Raw genomic sequence first — 18,353 nt, 5'->3', positions numbered from 1 at the left:
GCGGGCGGGGACGCGACGGGGGCCGTCTTCCGTCTTGGATTTGCCCGGCCTTTGGTGTAGCGTCCCGCGATGGACAAAAAGAAAATCCTTCTCCTTTCGCTGGGGCATCTCTCCTGCGACGTGAACGGCGGCGCCCTGCCCGCCGTGCTGCCGTTTCTGCGGGCCAGTTACGGCCTGAGCTATCAGGCCACGGGCGGCCTGATGTTCGCCTATTCCTGCCTTTCGTCCATCATCCAGCCCCTGTTCGGCTGGCTCTCGGACCGCTTTTCCAAGCCCTGGTTCATTCCCCTGGGCGTGCTGCTGGCCGGTTGCGGCCTGGCGGCCGTGGGCTTCATGAGCGACTACTGGGCCATTTTCGCGGCCATCGCGGTCAGCGGCGTCGGCGCGGCGCTCTTCCATCCCGAAGGCGCGCGCTACGCCAATAAGGTGTCCGGCCAGAGCAAGGGCGTGGGCCTGAGCATCTTTTCCATCGGCGGCAACAGCGGCTTTGTGCTGGGGCCGTTGCTGGTCACGGGCTGCGTGGGCTATTTCGGCATGAGCGGCACGGCGGTCTTTGCCTGCCTTGCCGTGTGCATGGCCTCCATCCTGCTCTGGCAGATCGTGCGCATGACCGGCCTTGCAACTGGCGCGGCCGTTTTGCCCGTCCCGGCCGCGCCCCCCGCCGAATCCGTTGCGAGCAAAAATCCGCAGGCCGCTGCCGCCCCTGTTGACCCTGTTGCGTCTGGTGCGCCCGCCGCCGAGGGCGCGGATGGGGACTCTGAAATCCTCGGCCGCAACAACTGGCGGGAGTTTTCCAAGCTGACCGTCGCCATTGTGGCCCGCTCCACCCTGTTTGTGGGCTTCAATACCTTTATTCCGCTGTACTGGGTCAATGTCTTCGGGCAGTCCAAGGCCGCCGGGGCGCTGGCCCTGACTTTTTTCTGCACCTGCGGGGTGATCAGCAACATCATCGGCGGCCTGCTCTCGGACCGCTACGGCTGCACCAGGATCATCCGTCTGGCCTTTGTGCTCATGGCTCCGGTGGTTTTCGCCTTCAGCCTGGCGGGCAATCTTTACGCGGCCTTTGCCCTGCTGCCTTTTCTGGGCTTTGTGCTTTATGCGCCGTTCAGCTCCCTGGTGGTGCTGGGCCAGAAGCTGCTGGCCAGGAACATCGGCTTTGCCTCGGGCGTGACCCTGGGCCTGGCTACCAGCATGGGCGGCATGGCCGCGCCCTGCCTGGGATGGATCGCCGACAATTACGGCTTGGCGCGGGCCATCCAGTGCCTGGGCCTGGTGGCCGTGCTGGGGGCGCTGTTCGCTTTTCTGCTGTCCTCGTCCAAAGCGCCCGACCGGGCGCGGGAAGCCGCCGCATGATGTACACGCACTGCTATGATCTGCCGCTGGTCGGCGGGGTTTCCCTGGTGGAGGAGGACGGCCGCATTCTGGCCTTGGACCTGATCCGCAAGGACGGCGGGCGCAAATCCGGCCCGCTGGCGGCCAATGCCGCCGACGAGGAAACGCCCCTGCTGCGCGAGGCCGGGCGCCAGCTCAAAGCCTACCTGGCGGGCAGGCTGCGTGACTTTGACCTGCCCCTGGCCCCACAGGGCACGCCGTTCCAGCAAAAGGTCTGGGCCGCGCTGGCCGCCATCCCTTACGGCGAGACGCGCAGCTACAAGCAGGTCGCCGAAGCCGTGGGCTGCCCCAAGGGTTGCCGGGCCGTGGGCATGGCCAACAACCGCAACCCCATCGCCATTGTGATTCCCTGCCACCGGGTCATCGGGGCCGACGGCGCGCTGGTGGGCTACGGCGGCGGCCTGCCCATCAAGGAATGCCTGCTGCGCCTGGAAGGGTGCCTTTAATCCGTATGCCCCGGCCCGGCTTTTGCCGGGCTGCCGCAAACTTCCGTTGCGGGCGGGCTGTATTTACGGCATATCTCTTTGGCATTTGGAATGTCCGCAATGACCCCGTAGGACAATGTGATAACTATCCGCCGTATGCCGTTCGGCACGCGGCAAAGCTGAAAAAGCGGACAGCGCGACACGCGCGGGAAGGAGTCGGCCGGGTATGGGCAAGGATGTATTTCCATCCAGTGACAGATTATCGCTGATTCTGGACCACGCGCCGGTGGCGGTATACGTCTGCGCGCTTGATACCTGGGAAATACTCTATGCCAATCGACTGGCGGCGGAACTTCTGGGCTGTCGGCCCGGCGTCAAGACCACCTGCTACGGCCTGATGGGCTTTGAGCGGCCCTGTCCTTTTTGCCGGGTCGGCGAAATGAGCGATACGGAGCCCCATGTGCGGGAGCATGCCCATCGCGGGCGCGTGTATCAGCTCAGCGGCAAGGTCATCGACTGGGCCGGTATCCCCGCCCATCTGGAATATATTCACGATATCACCGAGAAAAAACGGGCCGAAGATGCCAGTACGGCCCTGACGCGGGAATTACGCTCGCTGCTGGACAATATGCCCGGCGGCCTGTGCGTCTACCGTTTTGACGGCGAAAAACTTTCCCCGGTCTTTCACAATCCTGCCTTTTACAGCCTCTTGGGTTACTCGGACGAGCACATTGCCCGCACGCAACGGGAAACCGACTACCTGAACGTTCATCCCGAAGATGTGGAAGCCCTGAAGGCAAGCATTGAGGCGGCCATTGCGGACGAGGGCGTCGCACGGCACACCTACCGTGTCTTCAACGACAGGAAAAAAGAGTACATCTGGGTTCAGCTTGAGCTGGCGGCCAGGCGGCAGGCCGACGGGATGTTTCTGCTGTACGGCGTGTACACCGACATAACCGAGCGGCATCAACTGGAAAGTAGACTCGCCGAGGCGCACGAAAAGACGCAGGACATCATCAACGCCATTCCCGGCGGCGTGGCGATCTACAAGGTTTCCGACATCTTTGAAACCGTCTATTTTTCCGACGGGGTGCCCGAGCTGAGCGGCCACACCGTGCGGGAGTACCATGAGCTGGCCAAGGGCGACGCCGCCGAGATGACCTATCCCGAAGATACGGCCATGGTCGTCGGCAAGTTGCGCCATGCGCTTGCGCACAATGAGGTTGCGGATTTTGAATTCCGTAAAAAGCATAAGGGCGGCCATGTGGTCTGGGTGCATATCCAGGCCAAGAAGGTCGGGGAAGAAGACGGCTTTCCGCTGCTCCAGTGCGTGTTCCACAATATTTCGGCTTTGAAGAAAACGCAGCAGGAGATGGAGCACCTGGTCAACTCCATCCCCGGCGGCATCGCGGTCTATACTGTGACGGACAGCATTACGCCGGTTTTCTGTTCCGAAGGCGTGGCCGCGCTTTCGGGCTATACGAAAGAGGAATATCAGGCGCTGCGGGGCAACGACGCCTTTCAGGTGGTGTACGAAGAGGACCGGGAGCGGGTGCGGGCGGCCGTGCTCAGGGCGGTACGCAGCGGCGAGCCTGTGGAAATATCCTACCGCACCCTTCACAAGGACGGACGTCTGGTCTGGCTGCATCTGAACGGCAGGCGCATGGACGCGCTGACCGGCCCCACGACCTTCTACGCCGTGTTTACCGGCATGTCGGCGGAGACAAAGCTCTACCAAAGCCTTGCCAATGAGGCCGCGGACGGCATCTACGTCATCGGCAGGGAAGACTACAGCCTGCTCTACGTCAATGAACGGGTCAACCTGTTCATGGGCGGGGAAGCCCTGGTTTCCGGCCGGAAATGCTATGCCGTCCTGCACGGCAGGCGGAAACCCTGTGAGTTCTGCAATCTCGACCGCCGCAATGACGGCCGGAAGCGCCAGGACATGGTGATTCCCGGCTCGGACAGGATTTACGCCACAGCCACGCGCGAGACAGACTGGAACGGCATTCCCGCCTATGTCAGGTATGTGACGGATATTACGGAGAAAGTACGCACCCGCGAGGAAAAGGAGCGGCTGGAGCGCTATTACCAGACTCTGATCCGCCATCTGCCCGGCGGCATTACGGTGCTGCGCTGCGCTGCGGACGGCGCCATCGTGCCGGAATTCATCTCGGACGGCTTTGCCGCCATGACCGGCATGACGCTTGAACAGGCCTATGCGCTGTACGGCAGCGACGCCGGCGCGGGCGTGCATCCCGAGGATGTGGACTACATCCTGACCCGGATCCGCAGGCAGGTGGAAACGGGCCTGGATTCCTGCGAAACGGTCTACCGGCTGCGCAAGGGCGAACAGGGCTACATCTGGGTGAAAAACATTTCCGCCCTGATTCCGGATGAGGACGGCAACGCGCGGATTTACGCCGTGTTCAGCGACGTCACGGAAGACATGAACGAACGGGCCGAACTGCGCAACCGCTACAACGACATGCTCATAGAGCATCACAAGGGCTTTGTGCACGGCGAAATCATCACAGGCCACTGCAACATCACCCGTAACTTTATCATTGAAATTACGGACCAGACCAACAGCCGCCTGCTGGAAACATTCGGCACAGCCCGCGAGCCCTTTTTCACGGGCCTGGCCGGGCTGGTCGTGGACGAGAACGAGCACCGCGCCTTTCTGGAGACCTTTCTCGCCCCGCCCTTGCAGGCGGCCTTTGAGCGCGGCGACCTCAAGCATGAACTGGAGTGCTTTGTCAAACTGCCGACCGAAGAGCAGGGCCGCTATGTCCGGATCGTGGTCAAGCTGGTGGTCTCCCCGGACAGCGGCGACCTCATCGGCGTTCTTTCCGTGCTGGACGTGACCGAGCAGAAGATTTCGGAACAGATCCTGAACCGTCTGTCCCATGCGAGCTATGATTTCCTTGCGGATGTGGACCTGCGGCGCGACCGCTACAAGGTGCTTTCCTTCAATCACCAGGCCAGCGCGCTGCCGCCGTCCGAGGGCGGCTATACCGCGCAGGCCGCTTACCTCTTCCAGTCCCTGGTGGTGCCCAAGGACAAGGAGATTTGCGCCAGGATGCTCGACCTGGACTATATGCGCCGACGCCTGGAAGAAGAGGGTTCCTACTCTTTCCACTATTCCCTGACGGACGAGAACGGCGAAATCCTGACCAAAAACATGGTCGTCTTTTCGATCGACAAAAAACTGGGCCGGGTCTGCCTTTCCCGGACGGACATTACGGAATCCGTGCGGGAGCAGAAGGCTCTGCTCAACATGCTGGCCTACACCTTTGATCTGGCCGGTTTCCTCAACCTCGCCACCGGCGGTTTCGTCATTCACACCCGGGAAACCGTGCTCCGCAACCTTGCCCCGTATACCACGGAGGATTTTGACCTGGCCCTGGAGAAGTTCATCCGCCATGCCGACACGGAAGAGGGACAGGATGAGATACGCAGGCAGTTGTCCGTGGAGGCCATGCTGGCGCGCTTGGCCGAACAGCCCGAAGGCTATGAATTCAGCTTCCCCTGCCGTTCCGAAACCGGACTCCGCCACAAGCAGATCAGTGTTCTCTGGGGCGGGGAAAATCACCAGACCATCTGCCTGGTGCGGGCCGACGTGACCGATGTGCTCAGGGCGGACCAGCAGACCAGGGAGCAGTTGAAAAACGCGCTCACCCTCGCCCGGGAAGCCAGCCAGGCCAAGACCGACTTTCTTTCCTCCATGAGCCACGACATCCGCACGCCCATGAATGCCATTGTCGGCATGACCGAACTCGCCCTGGCCCGGCGCGACAATCCCGTTCAGATCGACGAGAGCCTTTCCGTCATCAGGACCGCCTCGGAGCACCTCCTGCGCCTGATCAATGATATTCTGGACATGAGCCGCATTGAAAGCGGCCATATAGTTCTGGTCAAGGAGTTGTTCAGCCAGCGGGAGGAAGTGGAAAAAATCGTGACCCGGGCCCTGGCCCTGGCCGGGAAAAAGGGGCAGACCTTCAGTCATTCCTTCCAGGTCCGCCATGACAAATGCATCGGCGATGTTCTGCGCATCCATCAGATTCTCGAAAATCTGATCAGCAATGCCGTCAAGTTCACGCCCGAGGGCGGCCGCGTCTCTCTCGCCGTCACGGAGCTGCCGCGGAAGAATGAGCAGATCGGCTGGTATCGCTTTGTGGTTGCGGATACCGGCATCGGCATCAGCCCGGAAGATATTCCGCATATTTTCGAGGTGTTCTTCCGGGTGGAAAACTTGCGCGTCGGTCATACGGAAGGCACGGGCCTGGGGCTTTCCATCATCAAAAATATTGTGGACTACAAGGGCGGCACCATCAAGGTGGAGAGCGAGCCGGGCCGAGGCACGCGCTTTACGGTGGACCTGCCCCTGCATCTGGCGGACGCGCCGGACGCCCCGGCCCCGCTGGAAGTCGCGGAGAGCGCCGAAGAGAATGTGGATATTTCCGGCTTGCATGTGCTGCTGGTGGAGGACAATGAGGTGAACCAGCTGGTGGCGCAGCGGATTCTTGAAAGCGAAGGCGTGACGGTGAGCATCGCCGACAACGGCAAGGCGGGTTGGGAAGCCTTTGAGAGCAGCGCGCCGGAGGCCTTTGACGCCGTTTTCATGGATATCCAGATGCCGGTCATGGACGGCTATGAAGCCACCCGCGCCATACGGCGGAGCGGGCATGCCCGCGCGGCTGACATTCCCGTCATCGCCATGACGGCCAATGCTTTTGCCGGGGACGTCCGGCGCTGCCTGAACGCGGGGATGAACGCTCATATTGCCAAGCCCATTGAGCCGAGAAAGCTCTTTGAGCTCTTGTGGAAACACACAAGGGGCCGCGCTTCCTGAAAAGCGCGGAACAGCCGTGTCCCATCCCTTCCGGATGCTCCCGCGCGAAAAGGCCGTTGCCCGAATGGACAACGGCCTTGGCCTGCCTGCGGCAACGGGCCGTCACTGGGGCACGTTACTGAATCAGGCCCACGGTCTGGGCGATGAGCACGCGCCAGCCGTCGGGCAGGGGCAGTTTGCCGTCCAGGGCCGAAACGCCGGAAGCGTGCACATAGTTGCCCAGTCCGGCGGAGGCACAGTAGAGCCCGGCGTTCTGGTAGAGCGAACCCGCGTGCATGCCGGACCAGCGGCCCTCGGGCGCGGCATAGAGCAGCACCAGCGAGCCGCCGCCCGCCGCGTCGCGGTAATCGCCGCTCAGTTCCCGGATCAGGGTGTGTTGGGCCGCGTCATAGCGCCAGACGCCGTTTTCCCGCACCACGTAGATCGTCACTTCCTGGCGGTTCATGGCCGAAGGCGCGGTGCGGCGGCCGTCGGGCCGGTTCACGCCCCAGGTGGCCCAGAGCAGGTTGCTCAGTTCCTGGGCGGACAGGGGCGCGCCGGTATAGCCGCTTTTGCTGGAATGACGTTCGGCCAGGGCTTGCATCAGGGGCATGCCGCCCTTTTTGTCCGGCGCGGGCAAATCCATGCGCGCGCCGTCGGCGGAAACCGCCCGTGCCGGACCGGCCGGGCTCAGGCTGAGCGCCAGTACGGCCAGACCCGTACTCAGGGACATCAGAATGTTGCGGATGCTCATTGTTGTCTCACTTTTGGGAAACGCCGCCTAATGGTCCTTTCGCTCTTTTCCCGCGCCGGGCCGGCCCTGTGCGCGATGTTTGCCTTTCGGCAAAGAACAAACATTTCATCAGTCAGCGCATCCCTTAGTTTGCCGGATTGTTTCATTAATCAGGCGCGCAGGGCGCGGCCCAGGCCATCCGCCGCCAGAACGGCGTCGGTCAGTTCCTCCGGCGTGACGTCGCCGATCATGTTGTGGATGCTTTCGCCCGGAGCGCAGGCCTTCGCGGCGGCCACGGCCACCCGCGCGGGGTCGGTGACGCCCATTTCCGCCAGGGTCACGGGCAGGCCCACATTCAGACAGAAGTCCTGCACCTGGCGCAGTTCCGCGCCGGGCGCGTTTTCCAGCAACAGTTGCACGATGGTGCCGAAGGCCACCACGCTGCCGTGGGCCGCCGTGCATTCTTCCAGGGCGGTGAAGCCGTTGTACACGGAGTGGGCCACGCACAGGCCGCCGTTGTCCGCGCCCACGCCCGAGAGGTAGATATTGGCCTCAATGATCGCCTCCACATCCGGGGTGAGCAGATGCTGCTCCACGGCGGCCTTGGCCCGTGCGCCGTTTTCCAGCAGGGTTTCGTAGCAGAGGCGGCAGAGGGCCAGGGCCGAACGGGTGATGCCGCCGTTTTCCAGGCTGGGGGCTTTGGCTCTGGCGCACATCCGGGCTTCGAAATAGGTGCCCAGGGCGTCGCCCATGCCCGCCACCAGGAATTTGACCGGCGCGTTGGCGATGACAGTTGAATCCACCAGAACCACGTCGGGATTTTTCGGATAGAAAAGGTATTTGCTGAACGAGCCGTCATCCTTGTAGATGACCGAAAGCCCGGTGCAGGGCGCGTCCGTGGCGCTGACCGTGGGAATGACCAGCACGGGCAGGCCTTCGTAATAGGCCGTGGCCTTGGCCGTGTCGATGGCCGAGCCGCCGCCCACACCGGCCACGCAGTCAATGCCGTGGGCGCGCACGATGTCGCGCATGCGTTGAATTTCGCCCTCGGAGCTGTGTCCGCCGAAAATCTCGAAGCGGATGGCGGCCTCCTTGCCGGCAAAACTTTGCTCCAAGTGGGCGCGGCAGGCCTTTTCACCGCTGCGGCTGCAGATGAAGAGGAAGGATTTGCCCAGATTTTTGGTTTCGTCATACGTGGAAAGCAGGGCGTCCTTGCCCTGGATATATTTTGCGGGTGCCCGCATCAGTTTCAACATTGGTATTCTCCTGTGTTCTTCTTGGGAAATAAAAAGCACGCGGCGCGCCTATGGGGCTTGTCGCGTGCTTTCATTGTGTATGCCGGCGGAGGGAACTGTCAAGAAAGAAGGCCCGGTTCAGTTGACCGGGAGGCGGTCGTCGGCGCGGATGTTGTGGCCCGTGCGAGCCTCGATCCAGTTTTTGATCTCTTTGTGCGCGATTTTGCGCTGGGCCCGCTTCTGGCGCAGCATGGCCGTATCCGCCTGCACCATGACCCTGGCCAGGGTCATCTCCGGGTTTTCGCTGCAGGCCAGGCCGAAGGCCGCCAGAATCGGCATCCGGCCGGGGTGCCGGTTGCGTTCGGCAAAACAGGCTTCGATCTTGCGCAGCAGCTCCCTGCCCTTGTCCGGCGCGCAACCCGGCAGCAGAACCACAAATTCGTCCCCGCCCATGCGCGCCACGCAGTCCGTGAGCCGCAGGGGCTTGCGCAGCAGCGTGGCGGCCTCGGCCAGCAATTCGTCCCCGGCCGCGTGGCCCAGGTTGTCGTTGACCATTTTCAGGCCGGTAATGTCGCAGGAGATCACGCAGACCGGGCGGATGCCGTTTTTCTCGATGCGTTCGGCCTCCAGGTTGCAGTAGGCCCGGCTGCGCAGGCCGGTGAGCGCGTCGTTTTTGACCAGTTCCTCCAGCCTGTCCCGTTCGGTCTGGGCCGTGGTGATGTTGGTGACGATGTTCACCAGATGGCACGCCCGGCCGTTATCATCCCTCCGGGTCACGCAGCCGCGTCCGAAAAGCCAGGCCCAGTCGCCGTCGGCGCGCCGCATGCGGTAGGTGCATTCAAAGGAATCGCCGTAGCGCGGCGACTGGATGACGGCCAGTTGCGTGTCCACGATTTTGTCGTGGTCGTCGGGGTGGATTCTGTCTTTCCAGGCATCCACATGCGCGGGAAATTGCTCCGGCTCATAGCCGAGCATGGCCAGACAGCGGGGGCTGTAATAGACCGCGTTGGTGCGCAGGTCCCAGTCCCAGAGGCCGTCGCCCACCGTGTCCAGGGCGTAATGCAGCCGTTCGTCGTCGGATGAACGGAGCATGCCGGGGCGGAGGCTTTCCTCGCGTTGCAGGGTGCCGGCCAGCAGGGTGGCCCGGCCCGTGTGGTCGCGCTCCAGCACGGAGCCGCGCACCAGCATGCGCGCGTACTGGCCGTTGTTCAGCCGGACCCTGATGATGTCGTCAATGGATTCGCCCAGAAATTTCTGTTCGATGAACAGCCGGTAGCGGCGGAGCAGGCTTTTGCGGTCGGCCGGGTGGATGGCTGTCGTACGGTTGTCGTAGCTGACGGAGTAGGTCCCGGAAGCGGTCTCGCCCAGCAGGGCCGCGCAGATGCTGTCCCGCCAGACGTTTCTGCTTGGGACGGAATATATCCAGATGCCCACTTCGGGCAGGCCGCTTTGCCGGGCCTTGGCCTCCACGGCGGGATCGCCGGCCAGGGCCGGAGTGATCGTAAAACGGCCCATGATTTTGCTGGCCCGGCCTTTTTCGTTGCGGGCCAGCACCAGCAGGTGTTCCTGAATCCATTGGTTGTTGAAGGGATAGTCGCACTCCAGGCAGGAACCGGCCGTGCCGCTGAGCACGCCCTCGCGCAGCTCGTTGAGCCTGGGCAGGGCGTGGGGCGGAATGTAGCCGAGAAAATCCGCCATGCGCGTGGGCGGTTCGGGCAGGTGCAAACGGCTGCATGCGCCCAGGCTCAGAAAAAGCGCGTCGGAAACGATGTCCCATTCCCACAGCGGCTCGCTGGAGGTAAGCGGGATAAGACAATGTGCCGGATGCGTGGACATGGGAAGGCCTTTGCTGTGGTTGTGGCGTTCCTCCGGCGGGCCGCCGCCTCCGGATGTCATTGTTGCATTGCGGCAGGGTCGCAACAATGACAGAGGCGTGTCAACCCGTCTTTTTTCCGTCGGATTTTTTATGCAGTGTGTATCTATATACCGATATAGGACTTTAATCCTTTATGCAAGCCGGGAAGTTCATGTTTTAATGGCAGGATGGAAACGGAACAGGCCAAGCAGATTATGGGCCGCATTGTGGCCGCTCTCCGCGAAGAGAGACTCATGAGCCGTTACGCCCTGGCCAAACGGGCCGGAGTGGACTGTTCATGGCTGCGCCGTTTCGAACAGGGCCGCTCGGGCGTGCGGGTGGAGACTCTGATCGCCATTGCCCAAGGCCTGCAAATGCCCGCCGCGCGGATCGTGGCTCTGATCGAAATCGCCCTCTGCGAAGCCGCCGTCTACCCCGGGCCGTGCGCCGAGCCCCATGCCGAATCCCGTTCCGACCAGGAGCGGCAAAGCTGCTTCGGCCCCCTGAGACGTAAGGATGCGGACCTGTACTGAGCGGGCGCGCCCGACGCAGCCGAGTCTGTTCCAACGCTGAAATCCCGTTCGCTCCGCCCTGTCGCCTTGCTTGTCAGCTGTTCCCGGCCAGCTGCGGCCGCATTACGGCCCTTTCAGAGGCGACGCTGTGCACGTTGCCTTTTTCCCGGTATTGTTCGTGGCGTCCCGCGTGGTTGTGTTGCGGGCGTTTTTCGCCTGCCGGATATCCGTATAAATGTACGGATATTTTGTCAAGGGCCGCGCTATGGTTCGCGCATGGAAAAAATACCCACATTGCAGTGGGCCGTGGCTGCGGTGATTCACCGGCTGCGGCGCAAAGCCGGGCTTTCCCAAGGGCAGTTGGCGGGCTTGGCGGGGCTTTCCGAGGATTATATCTCCGGCATGGAGCGCGGCATCCAGTGCGGCTCGCTGACCGCCATGCTGCATATCGCGGCGGCCCTGCGCATGGAAACGGCGGAACTGGTCCGCCTGATCGAGGCCGAGATGCGCGCAGGTCCCTGCCCGCCGGAACGCGGGGCGGGCAAGCCGTCCAAGTGGGAAAAAGGCTAGGCGGCGCGGAGAACATGCCGGAGGCGCGGAGCCGAGCCGTCAGCGGGCCGCCGGAGGGTGCGCGCGGGATCTGAAGCGGCGCACTTTGAGCAGTGAGGCGCAGGCGTTATCGCACCACTTGCGGGTCTGATTTTTGCTTTCATCATAAAAGAACCAGCCACACTCGGGATTGGCGCAGCATTTGAGCCGTTCCGGCGCGTATTCCGTCAGCAGCAGCGCAAAAGAGCGCACAACGCAGGCCGAAAACCATGCCGGGTCGCGGTTGCACGGAACCAGCCCCAGGCGTAGCCGTCCGTCCTCCGCCGCTTCCAGGCGCTGGCTGAACGGGGCGGCTTCCAAGCGGGCGTTGAGCCGCGCCTGGAGCCTGGCGGACAGGCCGCGCAAGCCGCGGAATTCCGCGGCGGCTTCAGCCAGCAGCCCGCGCAAGCCGCGCAGAACATCAAGCGTGGCCGCATCAGTCCCGGGTTCGGGCAGATCCCATTTTTCGCAGAAGCGCGTCAGCCATTCCGGCTGTTCCAGCGGGTCCTCAAAGGGTTTGCGCCGCGCAAACCAGCGGCTGTTGATAAATTCCAGGCACAGAAAATCCATCCACGTCTCCCCGTGCTGTAACGATCAAAAACTATATTGACGGTTACAATAGGCCATGCCAGTATGCCGCATCCTGATCGCATTGTGCGGATTTCTTTGGATGTAGCAGGAAAAGGAGGCGGCCGCCATGGGCGGTAAAGGCCTTGGCAGCGCCATGCTTATGGTCGCCGCCTTGATCTGGGGCACGGCCCTGGTCGCGCAGCGCCTCGGCATGGAGCATTGCGGCCCCTTGGCGTTCAATGCCGCCCGGTTCGGGCTGGGCGGCATTGTGACCGGGCTGGCTCTGCTGCTGCGCGCCGCGCGGGCGCAACGGCCGAAAGCCGCGGAGCGCGCCGAAAGAAACGCGAATCGCGCGCTGCTGCTGCGCGGCGGTTTATGGTGCGGAGCCGTTCTTTTTCTTACCGCCTCCCTGCAGCAGTACGGCATATGCTTTACCAGCGTGGGCAAAGCCGGTTTTATCACCAGTCTGTATCTTGTCCTGGTGCCCTTGCTGGGGCTGTTTCTCGGGAAAAAAATTGCCCTCGGGCTCTGGCTCTGCATTGCGGGGGCGGTGGTCGGCATGTATCTGCTCTGCCTGTCCGGCGCGGGCCCGGCTCTGAGCCTGAATCCCGGCGACGGGCTGATGCTGCTCTGCGCGTTGTCCACGGCCGCGCATATTTTGCTTGTGGGACGTTTCGCGCCGCTGGTGGACGGCGTGGCATTGTCCTGCCTGCAATTTGTGGTCTGCGCGCTGTGCAGCGCCCTGGCCGCCGCGCTGTGGGAGCAGCCGGGGACGGAAGCATTCCTCGCCTGGAAAGCGTTGCTGTATACCGGCATTCTGTCCTGCGGCCTTGCCTATACCCTGCAAACCTTGGGGCAGGCCACGGTGCCTCCCGGCCTGTGCGCCCTCCTGCTCAGCCTGGAGGCGGTATTCGCCGCTGTGGCGGGCTGGCTTGTGCTGGGGGAGGCCCTTTCTCCGCGCGAGTCGGCGGGCTGCGCGCTGATTTTCGCGGCCATTGCGGCGGCGCAGGCGCCGGGCGTCGGGCATTCCGGCTCAGCGCAGGAAAGAGGTGACGGAACGCTGGGAAAAACGTAAGATCAGAACCATTGATACCACGGGTCGGAACCGGCCGTCATATTTCGGATGCGCCTCGCATCCGGCGCATGGCGCGGCCTCCGCCCTTGAAAATACGCCTGACGATTGCCTGATGGTCTGATCGGCTCCCTTTCCCCCAACCGCAAGGAGATATGCGCCATGTCCCTCAACCCCGGAATCGCCTCCAGCTTCAACGAAACCAAAACACGCAGCCACACGCTGTCGCCGCAGAGCGGCATGTGCTCCTTCTGCACCGCCGACTGCCCCGGCACCTGTGAGATCGGCCTGTCCGCCGTGCTGGGCGCGCAGAGCGTCTACCCCACCACCACGGGCAACAACCAGATCGCCTCGGAGAAGGATTATCCGCTGGATTACTCCCACTTCAACATCAACGGCCGCGTCTTCGGGGCTCAGGGCGTACCGGCCGGAACGGATCAGGCGGCCATCTTCAACGTCAGGCTCGAACGCACGCTGGGCAGGCGGCATCCGGTCAAGATCGCCCTGCCGGTGATCCTGCCCGCCCTGCTGAAAATGAACTGGCAGGATTATTTCGCCGGGGCCGCCATGGCCGGGGTCTGCTGCGTCATCGGCGAAGGCTCGCCCTCCAAGGACCCCGCGCTGCAAATGCGGAACGGGAAAATTGCGGAATTTCCCTATCTGAATGAAATCATGGACGCCTTCCGCCGCTATTACCGGGGCTACGGGCAGATCGTGCCGCAGGCCAATTTCGAGGAGGACGGCCAGGGGCTGCCGGAATACGCCGTCAGCCGGTGCGGGGCCGAGGCCATTGAATTCAAGTTCGGCCAGTCGGCCAAGGGTACCCAGCCCGTGACCCGGCTCAAGGATTACGACGCCGCGCTCAAGAAAAAGGCGACCGGAGCCCTGGTCCATCCGGACCCGGAGGACCCCGCGGTCCGGGCCGCGGCGGAACGGGGCGAAGCGCCCAATTTCTATGCCTACGGCCGTCTGCCCATGTGGGACGAGGAGTATCTGGTCACCCGCATCGGCATGCTGCGGGACATGGGCCTGAAAAACGTCTATTTCAAGATGGCCGGCTTTGACCCCGTGGACATTGAGCGGGTGCTGCGTATTGCCGCGTCGGCCGAAGTGGACGTGGTCACCTTTGACGGCGCGGGCGGCGGCTCGGGTTACAGCCCCTGTAAAATGATGAACGAGTGGGGCCTGCCCACCGTGCCGCTGGAAAGCACGGTCTGCGGCATTGCCCGCCGCCTGAGACGGGAAGGCCTGGAACTGCCCTCCATGGTCATCACCGGCGGCTTCGCCACCGAGGACCAGGTCTTCAAGGCCCTGGCTCTGGGCGCGCCCGGCTTTCAGGCCGTGGGGCTTTGCCGGGCCGCCATGGCCGCCGCCAACAGCGCCAAAAAGGTGGGCGAACTGATCGAAGCGGGCAACATCCCCACCTATCTCCAAAAATATGGCGACAGCAAGGAAACGCTGTTCGCGGATCTGCCGGATCTCAGGCATCTCTACGGCAAGGAGGCGGAGAGCTTCCCGGCCGGGGCCATCGGCGTGTTCTCCTATCTCAACCGCATCGCCATGGGCCTGCGCCACTTCGCGGCCCTGAACCGCAAATTTGACGTAAGTCTGCTGGGCCCGGACGATCTGATTCCGCTGACCCCGGAAGCCGCGAAATTGCTGGCCGGGCGATAGGCGCGCAGTCCGATAGCATGAAGCACTCTGTTCCGGCCTTTCGTGGTTGTGGTGGAAGGCCGGGGCGGAGGTGCAAAATCCATTCAGGCTTCAGCGGACGGGCGGCGCGTTCCCACGGACTGTTCCGCCGGGAGTGAAATTGCTCTGCCTGCGCGCCTTTGCCGCCTCTTTGCGCCTGCGGCAAAATGTGCTATTGTACCCCCTCCGTTCCGGAAGGGGCCACATGCGCTCCGCCTATGCCGGAGCGGCAGCGTCACGGCGGAGGCATTATGGCTGACGGCCCCATCATCAGTATCGAGCACCTGGAAAAGCGCTTTTCCGGTAAAAATGCCGACGTGTTCGCCCTGCGCGGCATTGACCTTGCCATCAGCCGGGGAGACATCTTCGGCATCATCGGCAAGAGCGGCGCGGGCAAGTCCACGCTGGTGCGTTGCATCAACATGCTGGAACGCCCCACGGCCGGAAGCGTCTTTTTTGAAGGCAGGGATCTCTGCCGCCTGCCCGAGGCCGCGCTGCGCAAGGCGCGGCGTTCCATGGGCATGATTTTTCAGCAGTTCAACCTGCTCATGCAGCGCACGGCCCTGCAGAACGTCTGTTTTCCGCTGGAGCTGACGGGCGCGCCCCGGGGCGAGACCCGCAAGCGGGCCGAGGAACTGCTGGATATGGTGGGCCTGGCCAACCGCATGGATTCTTACCCCTCCCAGCTTTCCGGCGGCCAGAAGCAGCGTGTGGCCATTGCCCGCGCCCTGGCCACCAAACCGCGCGTGCTGCTCTGCGACGAAGCCACCTCCGCGCTGGACCCGGCCACCACGGATTCCATTCTCGCGCTCATCAAGGATATCAACGTCCAGCTCGGCATCACGGCGGTGGTCATCACCCACGAGATGAGCGTCATCGAAAAGATCTGCAGCCATGTGGCCATCATCAGCAAGGGCGTCATTGTCGAGCAGGGTCTGGTGGAGGACGTCTTTTTCCACCCCCGGACCGAGGCGGCCCGCCGCCTGGTCCTGCCCGAGGCCCTCCGCAAGCTGCCGCAGCCCAATCTGTACCGGCTCATCTTCAACGGCCGCTCTTCCTTTGAGCCCGTCATCGCCAACATGGTGCTGGAATGCGGCTGTCCGGTGAACATCATGTATGCCGACACCCGCGACATCAACGGCGTGGCCTTCGGCCAGATGGTCCTGCAACTGCCCGATAGGGAGGACTCCCGCGCGCGGATCATGGCCTTTGCCGAGGCGCATTCCATCATGCTGGAGGAAATGAAACATGTTTGACCAGCAGACCGTTGAAATGCTGCTTGTGGGCGTATGGGACACGCTCTACATGACCGTGGTGGCGACATTTTTTTCCTATGTCTTCGGCATGGTCATGGGCGTGGTGCTGGTCATCTGCCGCAAGGACGGCATCCGGCCCAACGCGCTTGTCTACAACGTGCTGGACGTGGTGGTGAACCTCACGCGTTCCTTCCCCTTCCTGATCCTGATGATCGCGGTCATCCCCTTCACCCGCTTTCTGGTGGGTACCACCATCGGCAACAACGCCACCGTGGTGCCGCTGGTGCTGGCCGCCGCGCCCTTTGTGGCCCGCCTGGTGGAATCCTCCCTGCTGGAGGTGGACAACGGCGTGGTGGAGGCCGCCCAGAGCATGGGAGCCAGCACCTGGCAGATCATCGTTAAAGTGCTGCTGCCCGAGGCGCGGCCCTCGCTGCTCAACGGCAGCGCCGTATCCGCCATCACCATTCTCGGCTACTCGGCCATGTCCGGGGCCGTGGGCGGCGGCGGACTGGGCAAGCTCGCCATCATGTACGGCTACAACCGCTATCAGACCGACATCATGGTCATTACGGTGGTTTTGCTGATCATCATCGTGCAGGCCTTCCAGTCTTTTGGCAACTGGGCCACGCGTCGCAGCGACAAACGCGGCTCGTAGCCCGGCTCCAACCTTTTACACAAGGACAAAACCCATGAAAAAATTGCTTCTGGCTTTTGCCGCCCTGTTGGGCACGGCTTCCCTGGTCTGCACCGCTCAGGCCGCGGGCACGATCACCGTGGGCGCGTCCCCCACGCCCCATGCCGAAATCCTTGTCGAGGCCGCCAAACTGCTCAAGCCGCAGGGCTACGTCCTCAAGATCGTGGAATATTCCGACTATGTGCAGCCCAATGTGGCCCTGGACAGTAAGGAGCTGGACGCCAACTACTTCCAGCACAAGCCATACCTGGACGACTTCAACGCCCAGAAAGGCACCAAGCTCAGCTCTATGGGCCCGGTGCACTATGAGCCCTTCGGCATCTACGCGGGCAAGACTAAGAGCCTCAAGGACCTGAAGGACGGCGCGCTGGTGGCCGTGCCCAACGACGCCACCAACGAGGGCCGCGCGCTGCTGCTCCTGCAGGACGAGGGCCTTATCAAGCTGAAGAAGGATGCCGGTCTGGCCGCCACCCGCCGCGACATCGTGGAGAATCCCAAAAAGCTCAGGATTGAGGAAATCGAGGCCGCCCAGCTGGTGCGCGCCCTGCCCGACGTGGACATTGCCATCATCAACGGCAATTACGCCATTCTCGGCGGTCTGAAAGTGGCCGACGCCCTGGCTGTGGAAGCCGCCGACTCCGTGGCCGCCGCCACCTATGCCAATATTCTGGCCGTGCGCGAGGGCGACGAAAAGCGTCCCGAACTCCGGGCCCTGTATGAGGTTCTGATCAGCCCGGAGATGGCCGCCTTTATGAAAAAGAAGTATGCGGGCGCGGTGCTGCCCTCCGTGAAGTAGGCTTTTCCCGCTGGTTTTAGAGCGTTTTAATATTGAAAATATCTCAGCGCACGGTGCGGATTTTCCGTGAAAACCCGCACCGCGAAATTATCGCAAGGCGAATTTACTTCGCCGTTACGCGCTGATTTCAAGCGCAAAATGCTCTGAGGAAGCTCTTGCTTCCGGCTGGATACAAAAAGCGGCCCATAACGTTCAGTCATGGGCCGCTTTTTTGTATCTTCGCGCTGCCGGGTTGTAGAGAGGGCCCGGCGCTCGGAAGCGGGAAGCGTTTTCGCGGATTTGTCATCCCGGCGGTAATGGGGTACCAATGAACCATGGACAGATCAGCAATGCTCTGTTCCCTACATAAAATATAAGGGCGCTGCCCGAACAGGAGATACTATCATGGCTGAAAAAAATGAAGAAAGCATGGATACGTTGCGGAATGAACTGAACACCCTGCGCGATCAGATGGAAACGCTGGTGAAATCTCTCGGCGAAAAAGGCGGCGAGGCCTCCTCGGACATGGTCGCCAAGCTGGAAAGGGAACTGGAACACTACCGGAGAATGGCGGCCGATAAAGTGCACAAGGCTTACGAAGCCGGGAGCGCCGGCATTGAGCAGGTGGGCGAACAGGTGCGCCGGAATCCTGTGACAAGCCTGCTCGTGGCCTTTGGCGCGGGCTGCGCGCTTTCCTGGTTGTTCCGCCAGTACAGGTAA

The 18,353-nt window shown here is 62.6% G+C and carries 15 protein-coding genes; 11 read left to right on the top strand and 4 right to left on the bottom strand.

Going from position 1 to position 18,353, the window contains the following annotated elements; all coding sequences use genetic code 11:
- The first annotated feature begins 69 nt into the window (after positions 1-69).
- The 3 genes from HMPREF1022_RS11950 to HMPREF1022_RS11940 all read left to right on the top strand — a co-directional run bounded on the left by HMPREF1022_RS11950 (position 70) and on the right by HMPREF1022_RS11940 (position 6,672).
- Complete coding sequence (locus HMPREF1022_RS11950) at positions 70-1,353, top strand: MFS transporter (protein ID WP_009303312.1); 1,284 nt, start codon at positions 70-72, stop codon at positions 1,351-1,353.
- Entirely contained in the window at positions 1,350-1,838 is a 489-nt protein-coding gene (locus HMPREF1022_RS11945; protein ID WP_009303311.1) for a methylated-DNA--[protein]-cysteine S-methyltransferase, read from the top strand. Before HMPREF1022_RS11950 ends, HMPREF1022_RS11945 begins: the two co-directional genes overlap by 4 nt.
- A gap of 205 nt (positions 1,839-2,043) precedes the next feature.
- A complete protein-coding gene (locus HMPREF1022_RS11940; RefSeq protein WP_009303310.1) occupies positions 2,044-6,672 on the top strand; it encodes a PAS domain-containing protein in 4,629 nt (1,542 codons plus the stop codon).
- A 115-nt stretch (positions 6,673-6,787) separates the two neighbouring features.
- Here HMPREF1022_RS11940 and HMPREF1022_RS11935 read toward each other — a convergent pair whose 3' ends face one another.
- From HMPREF1022_RS11935 to HMPREF1022_RS11925, 3 genes are all read right to left on the bottom strand, one after another.
- Complete coding sequence (locus tag HMPREF1022_RS11935; protein WP_009303309.1) at positions 6,788-7,405, bottom strand: nitroreductase family protein; 618 nt, start codon at positions 7,403-7,405, stop codon at positions 6,788-6,790.
- 149 nt (positions 7,406-7,554) lie between these two features.
- Complete coding sequence (locus HMPREF1022_RS11930; protein ID WP_008682838.1) at positions 7,555-8,640, bottom strand: glycerol dehydrogenase; 1,086 nt, start codon at positions 8,638-8,640, stop codon at positions 7,555-7,557.
- 117 nt (positions 8,641-8,757) lie between these two features.
- Positions 8,758-10,455 (bottom strand): sensor domain-containing diguanylate cyclase, encoded by a 1,698-nt coding sequence (locus HMPREF1022_RS11925; RefSeq protein WP_009303308.1) that lies wholly within the window; start codon positions 10,453-10,455, stop codon positions 8,758-8,760.
- A gap of 207 nt (positions 10,456-10,662) precedes the next feature.
- On the opposite strand from HMPREF1022_RS11925, the gene HMPREF1022_RS11920 reads away from it, so the two are divergent.
- Positions 10,663-11,007 carry a helix-turn-helix domain-containing protein gene (locus HMPREF1022_RS11920; protein ID WP_008682836.1) on the top strand — a complete coding sequence of 115 codons (345 nt, stop codon included), beginning with the start codon at positions 10,663-10,665 and terminating at the stop codon, positions 11,005-11,007.
- Between the two features lie 255 nt (positions 11,008-11,262).
- Entirely contained in the window at positions 11,263-11,556 is a 294-nt protein-coding gene (locus HMPREF1022_RS11915; protein ID WP_008682835.1) for a helix-turn-helix domain-containing protein, read from the top strand.
- A 39-nt stretch (positions 11,557-11,595) separates the two neighbouring features.
- On the opposite strand, the gene HMPREF1022_RS11910 is transcribed toward HMPREF1022_RS11915, so the two are convergent.
- Positions 11,596-12,144, bottom strand: a complete 549-nt coding sequence (locus tag HMPREF1022_RS11910) for a CGNR zinc finger domain-containing protein (RefSeq protein ID WP_009303307.1) — start codon at positions 12,142-12,144, stop codon at positions 11,596-11,598.
- A gap of 127 nt (positions 12,145-12,271) precedes the next feature.
- Between HMPREF1022_RS11910 and HMPREF1022_RS11905 the strand changes: the two genes are divergently transcribed.
- The 6 genes from HMPREF1022_RS11905 to HMPREF1022_RS11880 all read left to right on the top strand — a co-directional run bounded on the left by HMPREF1022_RS11905 (position 12,272) and on the right by HMPREF1022_RS11880 (position 18,353).
- Positions 12,272-13,219, top strand: coding sequence for a DMT family transporter (locus HMPREF1022_RS11905; protein ID WP_009303306.1), 948 nt, complete (start codon positions 12,272-12,274; stop codon positions 13,217-13,219).
- 159 nt (positions 13,220-13,378) lie between these two features.
- Positions 13,379-14,890, top strand: coding sequence for a glutamate synthase-related protein (locus HMPREF1022_RS11900; RefSeq protein ID WP_009303305.1), 1,512 nt, complete (start codon positions 13,379-13,381; stop codon positions 14,888-14,890).
- 269 nt (positions 14,891-15,159) lie between these two features.
- The gene (locus HMPREF1022_RS11895; protein WP_008682830.1) at positions 15,160-16,164 is read left to right on the top strand and encodes a methionine ABC transporter ATP-binding protein; all 1,005 of its coding nucleotides are present in this window, start codon (positions 15,160-15,162) and stop codon (positions 16,162-16,164) included.
- A complete protein-coding gene (locus HMPREF1022_RS11890) occupies positions 16,157-16,819 on the top strand; it encodes a methionine ABC transporter permease (RefSeq protein WP_008682829.1) in 663 nt (220 codons plus the stop codon). Before HMPREF1022_RS11895 ends, HMPREF1022_RS11890 begins: the two co-directional genes overlap by 8 nt.
- A gap of 34 nt (positions 16,820-16,853) precedes the next feature.
- Positions 16,854-17,654 carry a MetQ/NlpA family ABC transporter substrate-binding protein gene (locus tag HMPREF1022_RS11885; protein ID WP_008682827.1) on the top strand — a complete coding sequence of 267 codons (801 nt, stop codon included), beginning with the start codon at positions 16,854-16,856 and terminating at the stop codon, positions 17,652-17,654.
- Positions 17,655-18,038: 384 nt separating this feature from the next.
- The gene (locus tag HMPREF1022_RS11880; protein ID WP_008682825.1) at positions 18,039-18,353 is read left to right on the top strand and encodes a DUF883 family protein; all 315 of its coding nucleotides are present in this window, start codon (positions 18,039-18,041) and stop codon (positions 18,351-18,353) included.

This window comes from Desulfovibrio sp. 6_1_46AFAA, from assembly GCF_000224635.1.
In the GTDB taxonomy this organism is placed as follows: domain Bacteria; phylum Desulfobacterota; class Desulfovibrionia; order Desulfovibrionales; family Desulfovibrionaceae; genus Desulfovibrio; species Desulfovibrio fairfieldensis.
The sequence above is the reverse complement of the archived record's forward strand: the minus strand, read 5'-3'. Positions and strand labels throughout refer to the sequence as shown.

Excerpts from the sequence above, each read along its gene's own strand:
- HMPREF1022_RS11950 (WP_009303312.1), top strand. The coding sequence starts at position 70 with ATGGACAAAAAGAAAATCCTTCTCCTTTCGCTGGGGCATCTCTCCTGC.
- HMPREF1022_RS11945 (WP_009303311.1), top strand. The coding sequence starts at position 1,350 with ATGATGTACACGCACTGCTATGATCTGCCGCTGGTCGGCGGGGTTTCC.
- HMPREF1022_RS11940 (WP_009303310.1), top strand. The coding sequence starts at position 2,044 with ATGGGCAAGGATGTATTTCCATCCAGTGACAGATTATCGCTGATTCTG.
- HMPREF1022_RS11935 (WP_009303309.1), bottom strand. The coding sequence starts at position 7,405 with ATGAGCATCCGCAACATTCTGATGTCCCTGAGTACGGGTCTGGCCGTA.
- HMPREF1022_RS11930 (WP_008682838.1), bottom strand. The coding sequence starts at position 8,640 with ATGTTGAAACTGATGCGGGCACCCGCAAAATATATCCAGGGCAAGGAC.
- HMPREF1022_RS11925 (WP_009303308.1), bottom strand. The coding sequence starts at position 10,455 with ATGTCCACGCATCCGGCACATTGTCTTATCCCGCTTACCTCCAGCGAG.
- HMPREF1022_RS11920 (WP_008682836.1), top strand. The coding sequence starts at position 10,663 with ATGGAAACGGAACAGGCCAAGCAGATTATGGGCCGCATTGTGGCCGCT.
- HMPREF1022_RS11915 (WP_008682835.1), top strand. The coding sequence starts at position 11,263 with ATGGAAAAAATACCCACATTGCAGTGGGCCGTGGCTGCGGTGATTCAC.
- HMPREF1022_RS11910 (WP_009303307.1), bottom strand. The coding sequence starts at position 12,144 with ATGGATTTTCTGTGCCTGGAATTTATCAACAGCCGCTGGTTTGCGCGG.
- HMPREF1022_RS11905 (WP_009303306.1), top strand. The coding sequence starts at position 12,272 with ATGGGCGGTAAAGGCCTTGGCAGCGCCATGCTTATGGTCGCCGCCTTG.
- HMPREF1022_RS11900 (WP_009303305.1), top strand. The coding sequence starts at position 13,379 with ATGTCCCTCAACCCCGGAATCGCCTCCAGCTTCAACGAAACCAAAACA.
- HMPREF1022_RS11895 (WP_008682830.1), top strand. The coding sequence starts at position 15,160 with ATGGCTGACGGCCCCATCATCAGTATCGAGCACCTGGAAAAGCGCTTT.
- HMPREF1022_RS11890 (WP_008682829.1), top strand. The coding sequence starts at position 16,157 with ATGTTTGACCAGCAGACCGTTGAAATGCTGCTTGTGGGCGTATGGGAC.
- HMPREF1022_RS11885 (WP_008682827.1), top strand. The coding sequence starts at position 16,854 with ATGAAAAAATTGCTTCTGGCTTTTGCCGCCCTGTTGGGCACGGCTTCC.
- HMPREF1022_RS11880 (WP_008682825.1), top strand. The coding sequence starts at position 18,039 with ATGGCTGAAAAAAATGAAGAAAGCATGGATACGTTGCGGAATGAACTG.